Origin of the sequence: Streptomyces sp. S063, from assembly GCF_002832675.1 — a bacterium.
Lineage (GTDB): Bacteria > Actinomycetota > Actinomycetes > Streptomycetales > Streptomycetaceae > Streptomyces > Streptomyces sindenensis.
The window spans coordinates 499,659-514,411 of the sequence record NZ_CP021707.1; the positions used below are offsets into that span (position 1 = coordinate 499,659).

The window sequence follows — 14,753 nt, forward strand, 5'->3', positions numbered from 1 at the left end:
CCGGCACGGACCACCTAGACCCCCCGGCGCGACTCCCGTACCAGCAGCACCAGCAGATACGCCCCGCCGACGCAGACCGTGACCGCGCCGGTCGGCAGCACCACGCCGGGGATCGCGTGCTGCGCAGCGATGTCCGCGCCGAGCAGCAGGAGCGCGCCGACGAGCGCCGAACCGGCGAGGTCGACGGTGGATCCGCGCCCGGTGAGCCGCCGGGCGATCTGCGGGGCCGCCAGGGCCACGAAGACGATGGGCCCGCCGCCGCGGTCACCGCGGCGGTCGCGGCCACGCCGAGGACCACCAGCAGCAGCTTCGTACGCTCGACGGGTACGCCCAGCATCGCCGCCGTGTCGTCGCCCAGTTCGAGCCAGCGCATCCGGCGTTGGGGCACCGGGGCAACCAGGGCGACCGCCGCCACCAGGGCCGACGACATCAGCACGGCGGGCCAGCCGATGGCGCTCAGCGAACCGGCGCCCCAGACGGCGGCCCGCAGCGCGGTGTCCACATCGGCCTTCACCGAGAACCAGGTGTTGGCCGAGGAGAGCAGCGCCCCGACCGCGATGCCCACGACGATGAGCCGGAAGCCCCGCACACCGCGCCGGAACGCCAGCAGATACACGGCGAACGCGGTGATGAGCCCGCCGGCGAGCGCGCCCGTCGCGAGGGCCGAGTAGCTGGTCGCGCCCGCGAGCAGCATGAGGACGACGCCGGTGTAGGAGCCGGTGGTGAAGCCGATGACGTCGGGGCTGCCGAGCGGGTTGCGGGTCAAGGACTGGAAGACCGATCCGCCCACCGCCAGGGCGGCCCCGAACACCATGGCGGCGACGATGCGCGGGGCCCGCCATTCCAGGACGACGGTGCGGACGCTGTCGCGGGCGGTACCGGTCATGACGGACATCAGGTCGCCGAGGCTCAGCGTGTAGCTGCCGAGGGTGAACGCCCACAGCGCCAGGGCGATCAGCGCGGCCGCCAGCAGTCCGCAGACCACCGCCGAGCGGCGTGACGCGCGCAGGCTCAGAGAACCCGCTCTGATGACGAACGCGCCGCTCACAGCTCCTTCACCCGGCTTCCGCGCACCAGCAGGATCAGTACGGGAGCGCCGATGAGCGGCATCATGACACCGACCTGCAGTTCGGAGGGGATCACGATCAGCCGGCCCAGGACGTCGGCGATCAGCACGATCACCGGGGCGAGGACGGCGGAGAAGAGGAGGATCCACCGCCAGTCGGGGCCGGTGAGCCACCGCACCGCGTGCGGCACCATGAGGCCGACGAACATCAGCGGGCCCGCCGCGGCCGTCGCCGCACCGCACAGCAGGGCCACCGCGACCACCACACCGCATCGCACCGCGCCGACCCGCAGCCCGACGGCCCGTCCCGCGTCGTCGCCGAGGGCGATCGCGTTGAGCGGGCGGGCGCAGAGCACGGCGACCAGCAGACCGGCCAGAACGAAGGGGAGGATGTCACCGGCCGTGCCCGCCGGGCGGTCGGTGATGGTGCCCGCCCCCCAGAACCTCATCCGGTCGAAGGTCTCCGTGTCGATCAGGGCGAGGGTCTGGGAGATGCCGACGAGGACCGCCGTGAAGGCGACCCCGACGAGCGTGAGGCGCACCGGGGTCGGCCCGCCCCGTCCGCCGCTCGCGGCGAGGTAGACGAACGCCGATCCGACGACGGCGCCGACGAGGGCGAGCGGCAGGTACTGCTCGATGCGGGTGACGCCGAGGACGGCGACCCCCAGGGTGACGGCGAAGCCCGCCCCGGCGTTGACGCCGAGGACGCCCGGGTCGGCGAGCGGATTGCGGGTGAGGGCCTGCATCAGCGCTCCCGCCACGCCCAGGGACACGCCGACGACGATGCCCAGCAGCGTACGGTCCACGCGGGCGCCGCCGACCGTGGCGTGCGAGGCGGAGCCGTCGGGAGCGGTCAGCGCCTGCCACACCACGTCGAGCGGGAGCAGCGCCGAACCGATCGCGACGCTGAGCAGCACCGCCACGACGAGGGCGCCGACGGCGACGCCCAGCCCGATGAGCCGGCGCGTCCTTCGACGGGACGACCTCGACGGAGCGGCGGGGTGTGGCGCGGCCGTATGCGCGAGCGCCTGTGCCATGTGTCTGTTCTCCCTGAGCAACCCGCCCCCCGGACAGGCCGGAGTGCCGTGCGTGATCGACGTACAGGTACCGCTGGACGGCTGGACCGCGTGAACTGCCGGGCTGCCCACGGCCCGGCGCCCCCGGCTTCAGCCGCCGAGCGCCCCCACCGCGTCCGTGGTGAGCTCGCTCACCGGCACTCCCGACTCGCGGCTCAGCCCCCGCAGGAGCCCGGCCCGGGTGGCGTAACCGGCCGCCCTGGCCGCCGCCGTCAGCTCACCCCCACCGCGGAGGTGTTCGACGGCGGCGTTCATCCTGGCCCGGTTCCGCCACCGTGTGAAGGGCAGTCCGGTCTCGTCGAGGAAGACGCGCTGCACCTGACGGGCGCTCATCCGGTGCCGTTCGGCGAGGCTCTCCAGGGTCGCCGAGGGGGTGCGCAGGGCCTCGCGGGCAAGGGCGCGGACGGCGGGATGGACGGGCAGGACGACCGGGAAGTACTGCCGGGAGATGCCCCTGAGCACCCGCCCGAGCGCTTGCCGGAACGGCTCGACCTGCTCCGGTGTGGTCGGCGCGGCCCCGAGTGCTGTGGTCATGACCTCGGTGAGCGCGGACACCGCCCCGAGCGGCTGAACCCGGCATCGTGGCTGGTCGGCGGGGTCGAGGAAGGGTCCGAGCGCCATGCCGCCCAGTTCGATGCGCAGTGCGTGCGGCACGCGTGGGGCCAGCCAGAGCGCCTCGTGGCGACCGAGCCGCCACTCCTCGCCCTCGGCGGTCAGACAGGCGTTGCCCGTCACCACGTAGACGAGATGGGGCTCGTCGTGCTGGTGCGTGTCGTGCCCCAGAAAGCGGATGGCGTTCTCGGCGACCACGGTGCCGAGGGATGTCGTCGGCAAACCTGCCTCCCGTTGTGCGATGCGTCGTGTCCGTCACCGACGATGTCGTACGCGGATCGGCGCAGCGGAACGAGCGAGGTTAGCCTCACCTTACCAACAGCTCGAACGGTCGAGCCTGCCCAGTCTCATGAGGTCCCATGTTTGCTCCTGCCCGTCTTCTCGCCGTCGCGGTCGTCGCCGCGCTGGCCCTCACCGGCTGCTCGGCCTCCGACCCGTCGGGCGACGGGGACAAGGCGTCCGTCGCGAAGACCCGAACCGTCACGACCGACTACGGCAAGGTGAAGGTGCCGGCCGAGCCGAAGCGGGTGGTCGTGCTGAACCACGCGCTGGCCGGGTACCTCTACGACCTCGACGTGCCGGTCACGGCGACGATCCCCGAGGACGCGGACGGCAAGGGCGAGTTCTCCCCGAACTGGGCGAAGGAGGCGAAGGAGGACGGCACGACGTTCCTGCCGTGGAGCGTCGACGGCTTCGATCTGGAGGCGATCCTCGCCCTCGACCCCGACCTCATCGTCGGCGGCGGCATCGGCTTCCCGCTGTTCCAGGCGGAGAAGGTCTACGACGACCTCTCCGACATCGCCCCCACCGTCCTCGTCGGCAAGAAGCTCGGCGACTGGCGGGCCCAGTTCTCCTTCCTCGCTGACGACGTCTTCGGCAAGCCCGACGTCTACAAGCAGCACGTGGCCGCCTACGACCAGCGGATCGACGAGGTGAAGCAGGCGATCACACCGCCGGCCGGACCGGTCTCCTTCCTCACCTTCACCGGCGACGGCACCGCCTTCGGCCTGGTGGAGAGCGTGGGTCTGCCCACCGAGCTGAAGAAGGTGGGCATCGAGCCGGCCCCGGTCTTCGCCGACGGCGGTTTCACGGTGTACGGGCAGGGCGGCGACATGTTCGAGCTGTCGACCGAGAAGGTGGGCCAGACGATCACCCAGCCGTCCGTGTTCGTGATGGGCTTCAACGCCGACACGACCGACGTGGCCACCCTGCAGAAGAACCCCGTCTACCAGGCGCTGCCCGCCTTCAGGGCGAACCGCGCCTACGACCTGCCGCACTGGGTGCTGCGCGGCGACTACGACGAGTCGATGGCCCTGCTCGACCTCGTCGAGAAGCAGTTCTCCTGATGGCCCCCCAGCGCGCGTACACGACACACCCCTCGTCCTGCGCCGGGTGACCGTGCTCCGCGTCGAGGAGGTGACCCCCCGGATGCGGCGCGTCGTCCTCGGCGGCGCGGACCTCGCGCCGTTCACCCGTGACGGGATCGACCACCCCGCCTTCGCCGCGCCCGGGTTCGACGACCACATCAAGCTGATCATGGCCGCCGACGGGGACGTCCGGGCGGCGCTCCCGGCCCAGTTGCCGCACGGCATCGAGTGGACCCCGGCCGAACACCGGCTGACCCGCGACTACACGCCCCGCCGGGTGGACCTCGACGCGGGAGAGCTCCATCTCGACTTCGTGGTGCACGGCGACGGGCCCGCGGAGTCCTGGTCCGCCGCGGCCCGGGAGGGCGACGAACTGTGGTTCGTCGGCCCGAAGTCCTCGCTCCGGCTGCCGGAACGGCTGGACTGGATCCAGCTCGTCGGCGACGAGACGGCTCTCCCCGCGATCGGCCGCTTCCTCGACGAACGCCCCCTCGACGCCCCGGCGCACGTCCTGGTGACCGTCTCGGACGACGCGGCACGCCAGGGCCTGGCCCTGCGCGGAGACGACACGGTCACCTGGGTCCTCGCTGAACCGGGTGACGCGGCGGCGCTGGAGTCGGCCGTCCGCGCACTGCCGGCGCCGCCGGGCGAGGGGTACGTCTGGGCGGCGGCGGAGAGCCGGGCGCTGCTGCCGGTACGCCGGTATCTCCAACGGGAGCGGAAGCTCCCCAAGGACCGGGTGAACATCACGGGTTACTGGCACCGCGAGGAGCCCGCCGCGCCGGAGGCGGAGGCCGCGGCGGACGCGGGCGCTGCCCCGGCCCCCGCCGGTCTCCCGTCGCCGCTGGCGTGGCTGGCCGCCCGGGCCGCGTTGCAGCTCGGTGTCGTCGACACGGTGGCCGATGCGCCGGGGCTGTCCGCCGACGCCCTCGCGGCCCGGCTGGGAGTGCCCGGTCCGGGGATCGCCGTCCTGCTGCCGCTGCTCGCCGCGTACGGCGTGGTCGTCGACGCCGACGCCGGCGGGCTGCGTCTCGGTGCGGCGGGCGAGGAACTCCTCGACGACCACGGGCGCGAGGAGTACACCGGCCACGAGGCCGACCTGCTGCTCGCCCTCGCGCACCTCGCCCCGGCACTCCGGGACGGTACGTCGCCGTGGCGGCGCGCATCGGGCGCCACCCTGCACGACACGGTGGCCCACGACGCGGAACGCTACGGCGAACTGGTCGAGGAGTGTGAGCAGTTGGTTTTCCTGCTGGCCGGTCTGACGGCCGATCCCCTCTGGGAGGGCGTCGGGACCTGCCTCCTGACCGGTCCGGGGAGCGCCTCGATGGCCGCCGCTCTCGACGACGCCGGACGGCGCCCGCGGCTGCGGATCGCGGAGGAGGGCGCACCGGCCGAGGTGCTGCGCGGACACGTTCCGGCACCGGACCGGATCGACTGGACGGCGGGCCCCGCGGATGTCGCGGTCGCCGCGAAGGCGCTGGCGTACCGCACCGACGAGGAGGCCGTACGGCTCCTGGCGCGGCTGGCCGGGTGGACCGGCACGGCGGTGCTGGTGGAGGCCTCGCGCCCGGACGGGCTGAGCCCGCACGCGGCCGAGGCGGCGCTGCGGGCGTTCACCGCGACCGGCAGCCCGCTGCGCGACTCCGCCGCGATCGCCGTACTCGCGGAGCGGTCGGGCTGGCGGGTCGAACGGACCCTCGCACTCGGCTGGGGCGCGGAGGCCACGGTCCTGCGCCGGGACTGAAAGCCGCTCGTACGGGGGTGGGGCGGGCGGGGAGCCGCCGGATCAGTTCGACCTCGGCGGCTTCCGCGCGTCGAAGGCGAAGAGGGTGTTCTTCGCCGCGGCCACGAACAGCGCACGTCCCGCGACGGTCACGCGCGGGCTCGCGTTCTCCTCCCCCGCCAGCCCGTCGGCCCGCGGGTCCGTCGACCACAGCGTCTTTCCGTCGTTCGGCGACAGCGCGACGACCCGGCCGCTGGCCGAGCTGAAGTACACCGCGCCGTCGCCTTCGGCGGGCCCCGACGCGCCTTCCACGCCCGTCTGCCGCTCCCACTTCTTCCGGCCCGTCGCGGAGTCGAACGCCGTGACGAGACCCGTCTGCCCGCTCAGGTGGACCGTGCCGTCCGCCATACCGGGCGTGCCGTCGTACACCTTGTCGAACCGGGAGTACGTCACCTTTCCCGAGGCGGGGTCGACGCGGGCCAACCCGTCGTACCCGACGCGCGCGGCGCCCTCGTAGGACGGGGAGAGAAGCACGAGGGAACCGTCGGTGTCGCCGACCGGCACGGCGGGCCCTTCGACCGTGATGGGCCTGCCCAGCTCCCCGGAGTCGAGGGCGAGCGTACGCAGGGTGGGGCCGCGCGGATCGAGGGCGTCGACCTCCGCGTCGGTCGCGCACATCGCGAGAAGCCTCGGGCCCTCCGGTACGGGCGCGCACTGGGTGCCGGCGGGGAACGGCGCCGTCCAGGCGACCTCGCCGCTGTGCGCGTCCCGGGCCTCGAAGCGGGAGTTGGAGGCGTCGACCGTCACCACGGCGGAGCCGGCCACGACGGCGTCCCGGGTCCGGCCGGTGACAGCCGTCGACTGGGAGCCCGACGGCGTGGACCACAGCTCCTCGCCGCTGTCCGCGTCGAGGGCCACGACTTCGGTGGGCGGGCCCTGCGGGGCATCCTGGTCGGCGATGCGGTAGCCGATCACGGTGTCGTCGGTGGCGCCCACCATGTGCATCCCCTGGACGGGGACGCCCGGGCTCTTCGCGGTCCACACCCGCGATCCGTCCGCGGGTTCACCCGGGTCGCGACGACACCGCCGCCCCCGCAGAACAGCGCGTCGTCGCGGGCGACGCAGCGCAGCTCGTCGGGGATGTCCTCGCGGCCGCCCGGCACGGTCGTACGCCACGGCTCGAAGCCGTCCGGGAGGGTGCCGCCCGGCGCGGCAGCACTCCGGCCGGCCTCCGCGCCCCGGCTGTCCGTGCCGTCGCCGTTCCCGTCGCCACCGCTCGTCGTCAGCGCGGCGACTCCCCCGCCGATCGCCGCCACCGCGACCGCCGCCGCGAGGACGGGCCGCCACCGGCGCCGCAGCCGGCCGCCGGTCGCGGTGCCGGTGCCGCCTGCGTCGGGAGCGGCAGGCGTGGTCGGAGCTGCCGGTGCGGGGGCGGTCGGGGGCGGGGTCTTTGGTGTCATGAGGTGGTGCTGGGTGAGCATGTCGCGGGTGCGGCCCGCCCCCGGCCCGCCGGTGGCGCTCCCGCCCAGGTCGGCCGGCAGATCACGCAGCAGCACAAGGAGTTCGTCCGCCGAGGGACGCCCCTCGGGCTCCTTGTCCAGGCACGGTTCGACGACCGCTCGCAGGGCATCCGGCACGGCGCCCAACGACGGCTCGTCGTGCACCACTTGATAGGCCGTTATATAGGGGCTGTCCGCGTCGAAGGGCCCGTGGCCCGTCGCCGCGTACACCAGGAGCGTCCCCAGCGAGAAGACGTCGGAGCGCGGACCCACGCCGCGCGGCGCCTGCAACTGCTCGGGCGACATGAAGGGCGGCGTACCGATGACCCGCCCGGTCATCGTCAGCGTCTCCTGGTCCACGGCGCGCGAGATGCCGAAGTCGATGACGCGGGGGCCTTCGGCCGACAGGACGACGTTCGAGGGCTTCAGGTCGCGGTGGACGACGCCCACCCGGTGGATGTCGCGCAGCGCCTCCGCGAGACCGATGGCGAGGCTCCGCAGCTCCGGCCCGCTCAGGGGCCCCGGTCGGTGATGCGCTGGGCGAGCGTGGGCCCCTCGATGTACGTCGTCGCCATCCACGGCTGGTCGGCCTCGGGGGCGGCGTCGACCACGGCGGCGGTGAACGCTCCGCTCACCCGCCGTGCGGCGGCCACCTCCTGGCGGAACCGGATGCGGAACTCGTCGTCCCCGGCGAAATGCTGGTGGATCAGCTTGATCGCGACGCGCCGGCCGGAGCTCGTACGGGCCAGGAAGACCGTGCCCATGCCCCCCGAACCGAGCCGCTCCTCCAGCGGATAACCGCCGATCTCGGCTGGATCACCTCCGCGCAGCGACACCTTCCCCGACCTCCCGTCCCCCATGCGTCCGTCTCCACCACCACGGGCCTGCTCATCCGTGCTGCACACAAACTAGCCGCAGGGTGGTACGGCGGAGCCAAGCGGGTGACGTACAAGGAGCGGGACGCCCGGGGCGGGGCTCGCCCCACGGCCGTGTCAGTCGCGAAGGCCGGCCCTCGGTACGTAGTGCTGCGGGAGCCCTCGCCGGTCCTCGGGCGGCAGGTTGCGGGCCGGTGTCTCCACGGGGCCGGCGCGGACCGGCCCCGTTCGCGGTCCCAGCCCGCCCGGGCGCGGGGGTGGAAGCGGTGCCGCTCGGGACGTAACGCCAGGCGTGGTGCACCGACCGGCCCAGCAGCCACAGCAGGCGTTCGTCGTGGGGCGTCCAGCGCAGCCCCAGGCGGTCCCGGACAGTCTGCGGATACAGGCCGACCGTGATCCACAGGGTTGCCCGGACGAGCGGGACGCGGACGAGGGCCCACAGGGGCGCCGGCAGCCACCGCAGGAGGGGCGGCCGGGCGATACGTCGCATGTTCAGGACGTCCCGGGTCGGCCGGTTGTCCTCCAGGACGTCGGCGCACATGTGGTCCCAGTACCGCTGGAACTTCTCCCAGCTGCCGGGGACCGGTTTCATCGAGAGGCCGTACAGCGCGTACCAGCGGACGTGTTCGTCGAAGAGCGTGCGCCGTTGCGCCTCGCTGAGACCGCCGCCGAAGCGCTCGGCGACGTGCACGGTGAGCATGAAGAACGTGGCGTGCGCCCAGTAGAACGTGCCCGGGTCGAGCGCGTGGTACGGGCGGCCGTGCGCGTCGGTCCCGCTGATCGCGGCGTGGTAGCCGCGCACCTCACGGGCCGTGCGGGCGGCGAGCGGACCGTCGTAGACCACTCCCCCGATCGGGTACAGCGAGCGGAAGAGGCGCTCCCAGCGCTCCTCGAAGAAGCGTGAGTGCTCGGCGACGCCCGCCCCGAGCTCGGGGTGCATGTTCTGCATCGATCCGGCCCAGGGGGCGAGGAGGAGGCCCCTCCAGTCGCCGAACCAACGCCAGGTGAGGGAATCGGGGCCGAGCGGTTCGGGGCTTCTCGGGCCGGTCGGGTGCGGTCCGTGCGGTCCGTGCGGTCCGTGCGGTCCGTGCGGTGACGCTGTCACGTGTACCTCCGCTGGGGTTCTCCGTTGCGAGGCCGTAGAGAGCAATCTGATGACACCTGTCGTCAAGCTAGAATGTGCGGACACCTGTCGTCAAGTGCTTGAGCAGTGATCGATTACGTGAACAGAACCTGGGGAGACCGGAGTTGACGGACCGGAGCTGGGGCGGCACCAAGCTCGCCGATCGTCGCGCCGCCCGTCGGCAAACGCTGCTGGACGTCGCCGAGCGCCTGGCCGGCGAGGAGGGGTGCGCGGCCGTCACGGTCCGGTCCGTCTGCCGTGAGGCACGCCTGACGGACCGCTATTTCTACGAGAGCTTCACGGGCCGCGACGACCTGCTCCTCGCCGCCTTCGAGAGGGTCGCCGACGAGGCGCGGAGCGCGCTGGAGGGGGCGGTGGCGATCGGTGATCCAGAGCACGAGGTCCGGGCCCGGGCCGCCGTCTCCGCCTTCGTCGCCCTGGTCCTGGACGCGCCGCACAAGGGCCGCCTCCTGCTCCTGGAGCCCTTCGCCGACCCGGTGCTCGGGGCCCGAAGTCACCTGCTCATGCCGGCCTTCACCGACCTGGTCGGCGGCCAGCTCGCCGGTACGGGGGACGACATCGACCGCCGCCTGGCCGCGCACGCCCTGGTAGGCGGTCTGGCGAACCTCTTCGCAGGGTGGCTGCACGGCACGCTCGACGTACCGCGCGAGCGGCTGGAGGCGCACTGCGTGGACCTGGTGCTCGCGGCGACCTCGTCCGGATCCGGGCGGCAGGCATCCCTCTCACGCGTCGCCGAGACGCACGGCCGTCACTCGAACCAAACAAGGTGAAAGTTTAACCAACAGGCTTCTCAACCGGATTCGCCCTCACTACGGTGAGGGACCCATGAGTCCCCCATCGCCCCCGTGGGCTGGAGTCGCTGGCTGGTGCCGCCCGCCGCCCTCTCGATCCACCTCTCCATCGGCCAGGCCTACGCCTGGTCCGTGTTCAAGCCACCGCTGGAGGACGCGCTCGGCCTCAGCGGCACGCAGAGCGCCCTGCCCTTCCAGCTGGGCATCGTCATGCTCGGCCTCTCCGCCGCCTTCGGCGGCACGCTCGTCGAGCGGCGCGGGCCCCGATGGGCCATGACCGTCGCCCTCGTCTGCTTCTCCTCCGGCTTCCTCCTCTCCGCACTCGGCGCGGCGACCCAGCAGTTCTGGCTGATCGTCCTGGGGTACGGCTTCGTCGGCGGCGTCGGTCTCGGCATCGGCTACATCTCCCCGTGTCCACCCTCATCAAGTGGTTCCCCGACCGCCCGGGCATGGCCACGGGCATCGCCATCATGGGGTTCGGCGGTGGTGCGCTGATCGCCTCGCCGTGGTCGGCGCAGATGCTGGAGTCGTTCGGCAGCGACAGCGGGGCATCGCCCTGGCCTTCCTGGTGCACGGACTGTCCTACGCCGTCTTCATGCTGCTGGGCGTCCTGCTGGTACGGGTGCCGCGTCCGCGTACGGAGGAACAGCGGGCGGACGGCGCCACCGCCGCGGGCCCGCAGGTGTCGGCGCGTCAGGCGCTGCGCACCCCGCAGTTCTGGCTGCTGTGGGTCGTGCTCTGCATGAACGTGACGGCCGGCATCGGCATCCTGGAGAAGGCCGCGCCGATGATCACGGACTTCTTCGCGGACACCTCGACACCCGTGTCGGTGACCGCGGCCGCCGGATTCGTCGCCCTGCTGTCCGCGGCCAACATGGCCGGCCGGATCGGCTGGTCCTCGACCTCCGACCTGATCGGACGCAAGAACATCTATCGCGTCTATCTCGGTGCGGGCACGCTCATGTACGCGCTCATCGCCCTGGTGGGCGACTCGTCCAAGCCGCTGTTCGTGCTGTGCGCGCTGGTCATTCTCTCCTTCTACGGCGGTGGCTTCGCGACGATCCCCGCCTATCTGAAGGACCTGTTCGGCACGTACCAGGTGGGCGCGATCCACGGCCGCCTGCTCACCGCCTGGTCCACCGCCGGGGTCCTGGGGCCGCTCATCGTGAACTGGATCGCCGACCGGCAGGAGGAGGCCGGGAAGGACGGCGCGGATCTCTACGGGACGTCGCTCCTCATCATGATGGCCCTGCTCCTCGTCGGCTTCGTGGCCAACGAACTGGTCCGCCCGGTCCACCCGTCCCACCACCTCGCCGCCGTCACCTCGCAGAAGGGAGCGCCCGATGTCCGACAGCAGCAGTCAGAGTCCGCCTGACGTCTCCGCGGGGAGGGACCGGCGGCCGCTGATCGCCTTCTCCTGGCTGTGGGTGGGCGCCCCGCTCGCCTACGGGCTGTACGAACTGATCCGCAAGGCCACCCAGTTGTTCACCGGCTGACGGTACAGCCGCGACGGTTCTCCGGCCGGCCCCGGGCTCGTGGCCCCGGGGTCATGGCAGGCGTCGGGCTCGTGGGCCCGGGGTCGTGGGAGGCGTCGGTTCAGGCCCCGCCCACCAGATCCGGGGCGCGCAGCATGGCGTCCGGAATCCCCCAGGCGTCGACGAGTCCGCCGGCCAGGGGCCGGATCTTGCGGCAGAGGTCGTTCACCTCACGGGTGATCGCCTTGGAGCGCTGGACGGTCAGCCGTCCGTGCTCCATGAACCACGCCCGGTCCGCCTCGATCGTGGACAGGGCGTAGAGGTCGCACAACAGGCCCAGCGCGACCTTGTTGCCGCCGTCGGGCAGCGTCCGCGTCTTCTCGACGAAGGCCTCCAGCACCAGCCGCTCCATATGGGCGCGGGCGACGGCGATGACGTGGTCCTGCACCTCGGAGAAGACGGCGCCCGGATCACGCTTGCGATCGATGCCGGCCTTGAGCCTGCGGGCCACCCCGGCGAGCATGTGCTCCTCGCGGTAGCGGACCATGGCGAGCTGGTACTCCGAGTCGAGCAGACCGGCCTCCTGGTCCCATTCGTCGCCGCCCGGCAGCAGATCGCGGACCCGTTCGAGCAGCTTGTGGGCCGACGTCTTCTCGATGACCGTCTCGACGGCGAGGTTGGTGACGTAGCGGACCATGCCCAGCTGGTCCAGGTCCTCGAACTCGCTCGCGTAGTCGGTGAGCAGGCCCTTGGCGACGAGCTGGAGCAGGACGTGGTTGTCGCCCTCGAAGGTGGTGAAGATGTCGCTGTCGGCCTTGAGCGCGGCGAACCGGTTGACGGCGAGATAGCCGGCGCCGCCGCACGCCTCGCGGCACTCCTGGATCACCCGGGTGGCGTGCCAGGTGGCGAGCGCCTTGGTTCCGGCGGCCCGGGCCTCCAGCAGACGGCGCGCCTGCGGGTCGTCCTCCAGGTCGGAGAAGACGTCGTGGAGCTGGGTGCGGACGACGTCCTGGGCGAAGTGCAGTGCGTACGTGCGGGCGATGAGCGGCAGCAGACGCCGCTGGTGCAGTCCGTAGTCGAGGAGCAGCTGCTCCTCCCCCCGGGGGCCGGCCGCGAACTGCCTGCGCCGCAGGGCGTACTTCGTGGCGATCGCGAGGGCGACCTTGGCCGCGCCGACCCCGGCGCCGCCGACGCTGACCCGGCCCTGGACCAGGGTGCCGAGCATGGTGAAGAAGCGGCGGTTCGGGTTGTCGATCGTGCTCTCGTAGACGCCTTCGGGGGTCACGTCGGCGAAGCGGTTGAGCAGCGCCTCGCGCGGCACCCGCACGTCGTCGAACCGGATGCGCCCGTTGTCCACACCGTTGAGGCCCATCTTGCGGCCGTCGTCCTCGATGTGGACCCCGGGCGCCGGCTCGCCGTCGGCCCGGATCGGCACGACGAAGGCGTGCACCCCTTCGGACTTCCCGACCACCTCCAACTGGGCGAAGACGACCGCGAGTTCGCCGTGGCGGGCGGCGTTGCCGATGTAGTCCTTGCGCGCCTGGTCGCCCTCGGTTGTGATGACGAACTCCTGGGCGTCGGCGTCGTAGCGCGCGACGGTGCCGAGCGCCTGGACGTTGGAGCCGTGCCCGTCTCCGTCATCGCGAAGCAGCCCATCAGCTCGCCGGTGATCAGGCCGGGGAGATGGACGTCGTGGTGGCGTTCGGTGCCCAGATGGAGGATCGCGCCACCGAAGAGCCCGAACTGCACCCCGACCTTCACCAGCACCGACAGATCGCCGAAGGCGAGCGTCTCGAACGCGGCGATCGAGGCCCCGACATCGCCGCCTCCGCCGTACCGCTTCGGGAAGCCCATGCCGGTCTGGCCGGTCGCCGCCATCTCGACCACGAGTTCGCGCACCCGCTCGCGGTACGCGTCGATGTCGAGCTCGTCGGCCTCGTCCAGCACCGAGGCGTACGTCACCAGATTGTCCCGGACCAGGTCACGGACCTCGGCGTACTCACCGTCGAGCAACTCGGCCAGGGCCCGGACGTCGATCTCCGGCTGTACGTACCCGCCGGTCGCGGGCGATGTTCTGTCAGTGGTCATACCGATTCGCTACCCCGCCGGGGACGATCAAGCAGTCCGCCGGCCCGGTCAGCCCTGCCCGGCGGGCAGATGACCCCATGTGCAGGAATTTCGGGCGTACGTGGTCCGACGGAGACTGAGGTGGACGGCGCGTTGCAGGGGGCGTGAGGGCGTCGGAGCAGTGCTCCGTTCGCCATCCCTCGCGCCCTGCCGGGGGTCGGGTGGCGCGGCGAGGATGAGCCGGACCTGATCGGCAAGGGCACCCTCAGGGGGTGTCAGCGGTGTAAGGAGTCCACGTTGCTGCTGCTCATCTCCCCGGACGGCGTCGAGGAGGCCCTCGCGTGCGCGAAGGCGGCGGACCATCTCGACATCGTCGATGTGAAGAAGCCCGACGAGGGCTCGCTCGGCGCGAACTTCCCCTGGGTCATCCGGGAGATCCGCGGGGCGGTCCCGGCGGACAAGCCGGTGTCGGCGACGGTCGGGGACGTCCCGTACAAGCCCGGTACGGTGGCGCAGGCGGCGCTCGGCGCGGCGGTCTCCGGAGCCACGTACATCAAGGTCGGCCTCTACGGGTGCACGACGCCCGACCAGGCCATCGAGGTGATGCGCGGAGTGGTCCGGGCCGTCAAGGACTTCCGGCCGGACGCGTTCGTGGTCGCCTCGGGCTATGCCGACGCCCACCGGATCGGCTGTGTGAGCCCGCTCGCGCTGCCCGACATCGCCCGCCGCTCCGGCTCCGACGCGGCGATGCTCGACACCGCGATCAAGGACGGGACCCGGCTCTTCGACCATGTGCCGCCGGAAGCCTGCGGGGAGTTTCGTCCGGCTGGCCCACGACGCCGGGCTGCTCGCCGCGCTCGCGGGCAGCGTGAAGCGGGAGGATCTCGCCCTGCTGACCCGGATCGGGACGGACATCGTCGGCGTACGCGGCGCGGTCTGCGAAGGCGGCGACCGCAATGCGGGGCGGATCCAGCCGCGGCTGGTGGCCGAGTTCCGGGCGGAGATGGACCGGCACGCCCGGGAACACGCGGCGACCCCGGCCGCGAGCTGACCGC

General features: G+C 72.4%; 5 protein-coding genes and 7 pseudogenes. 6 read left to right on the forward strand and 6 right to left on the reverse strand.

The features are described 5' to 3' along the window. Positions 1-14: 14 nt before the first annotated feature. The 3 genes and pseudogenes from CCZ36_RS02360 to CCZ36_RS02370 all read right to left on the reverse strand — a co-directional run bounded on the left by CCZ36_RS02360 (position 15) and on the right by CCZ36_RS02370 (position 2,976). A pseudogene (locus CCZ36_RS02360) lies at positions 15-1,048 on the reverse strand (FecCD family ABC transporter permease). After that, positions 1,045-2,103, reverse strand: coding sequence for an iron chelate uptake ABC transporter family permease subunit (locus CCZ36_RS02365; protein WP_128816938.1), 1,059 nt, complete (start codon positions 2,101-2,103; stop codon positions 1,045-1,047). Before CCZ36_RS02365 ends, CCZ36_RS02360 begins: the two are co-directional and overlap by 4 nt. Before the next feature lie 129 nt (positions 2,104-2,232). Beyond that, positions 2,233-2,976: a helix-turn-helix domain-containing protein gene (locus tag CCZ36_RS02370; protein WP_128816939.1), complete on the reverse strand. Its 744-nt coding sequence runs from the start codon at positions 2,974-2,976 to the stop codon at positions 2,233-2,235. A 137-nt stretch (positions 2,977-3,113) separates the two neighbouring features. Here CCZ36_RS02370 and CCZ36_RS02375 point away from each other — a divergent pair, with 137 nt between their 5' ends. Together CCZ36_RS02375 and CCZ36_RS02380 are read left to right on the forward strand one after the other, a co-directional pair. Continuing rightward, complete coding sequence (locus CCZ36_RS02375) at positions 3,114-4,100, forward strand: ABC transporter substrate-binding protein (RefSeq protein ID WP_128816940.1); 987 nt, start codon at positions 3,114-3,116, stop codon at positions 4,098-4,100. Then, positions 4,100-5,868 (forward strand): annotated as a pseudogene (locus CCZ36_RS02380) (siderophore-interacting protein). The gene CCZ36_RS02375 and the pseudogene CCZ36_RS02380 overlap by 1 nt, the downstream one beginning before the upstream one ends. 42 nt (positions 5,869-5,910) lie before the next feature. Here CCZ36_RS02380 and CCZ36_RS02385 read toward each other — a convergent pair. Continuing rightward, positions 5,911-8,182, reverse strand: a pseudogene (locus tag CCZ36_RS02385) (protein kinase domain-containing protein). Between the two features lie 156 nt (positions 8,183-8,338). Continuing rightward, positions 8,339-9,326, reverse strand: a pseudogene (locus CCZ36_RS02390) (oxygenase MpaB family protein). Between the two features lie 143 nt (positions 9,327-9,469). Here CCZ36_RS02390 and CCZ36_RS02395 point away from each other — a divergent pair. The 3 genes and pseudogenes from CCZ36_RS02395 to CCZ36_RS34680 all read left to right on the forward strand — a co-directional run bounded on the left by CCZ36_RS02395 (position 9,470) and on the right by CCZ36_RS34680 (position 11,652). After that, entirely contained in the window at positions 9,470-10,135 is a 666-nt protein-coding gene (locus tag CCZ36_RS02395; protein ID WP_128816941.1) for a TetR/AcrR family transcriptional regulator, read from the forward strand. Between the two features lie 75 nt (positions 10,136-10,210). Continuing rightward, positions 10,211-11,531: pseudogene (locus CCZ36_RS02400) on the forward strand (OFA family MFS transporter). Continuing rightward, positions 11,500-11,652, forward strand: coding sequence for an MFS transporter small subunit (locus tag CCZ36_RS34680; RefSeq protein WP_164873477.1), 153 nt, complete (start codon positions 11,500-11,502; stop codon positions 11,650-11,652). The pseudogene CCZ36_RS02400 and the gene CCZ36_RS34680 overlap by 32 nt, the downstream one beginning before the upstream one ends. 100 nt (positions 11,653-11,752) lie before the next feature. Here the strand turns inward: CCZ36_RS34680 and CCZ36_RS02405 are convergent. Next, positions 11,753-13,719, reverse strand: a pseudogene (locus CCZ36_RS02405) (acyl-CoA dehydrogenase family protein). Positions 13,720-13,995: 276 nt separating this feature from the next. Between CCZ36_RS02405 and CCZ36_RS02410 the strand changes: the two are divergent. Beyond that, positions 13,996-14,749, forward strand: a pseudogene (locus tag CCZ36_RS02410) ((5-formylfuran-3-yl)methyl phosphate synthase). The last annotated feature ends 4 nt before the right edge of the window (positions 14,750-14,753 follow it).

What these genes read in the sequence shown, in the direction of transcription:
- CCZ36_RS02375 (WP_128816940.1), top strand. Translation starts at nt 3,114, where the DNA reads ATGTTTGCTCCTGCCCGTCTTCTCGCCGTCGCGGTCGTCGCCGCGCTG.
- CCZ36_RS02365 (WP_128816938.1), bottom strand. Translation starts at nt 2,103, where the DNA reads ATGGCACAGGCGCTCGCGCATACGGCCGCGCCACACCCCGCCGCTCCG.
- CCZ36_RS34680 (WP_164873477.1), top strand. Translation starts at nt 11,500, where the DNA reads ATGTCCGACAGCAGCAGTCAGAGTCCGCCTGACGTCTCCGCGGGGAGG.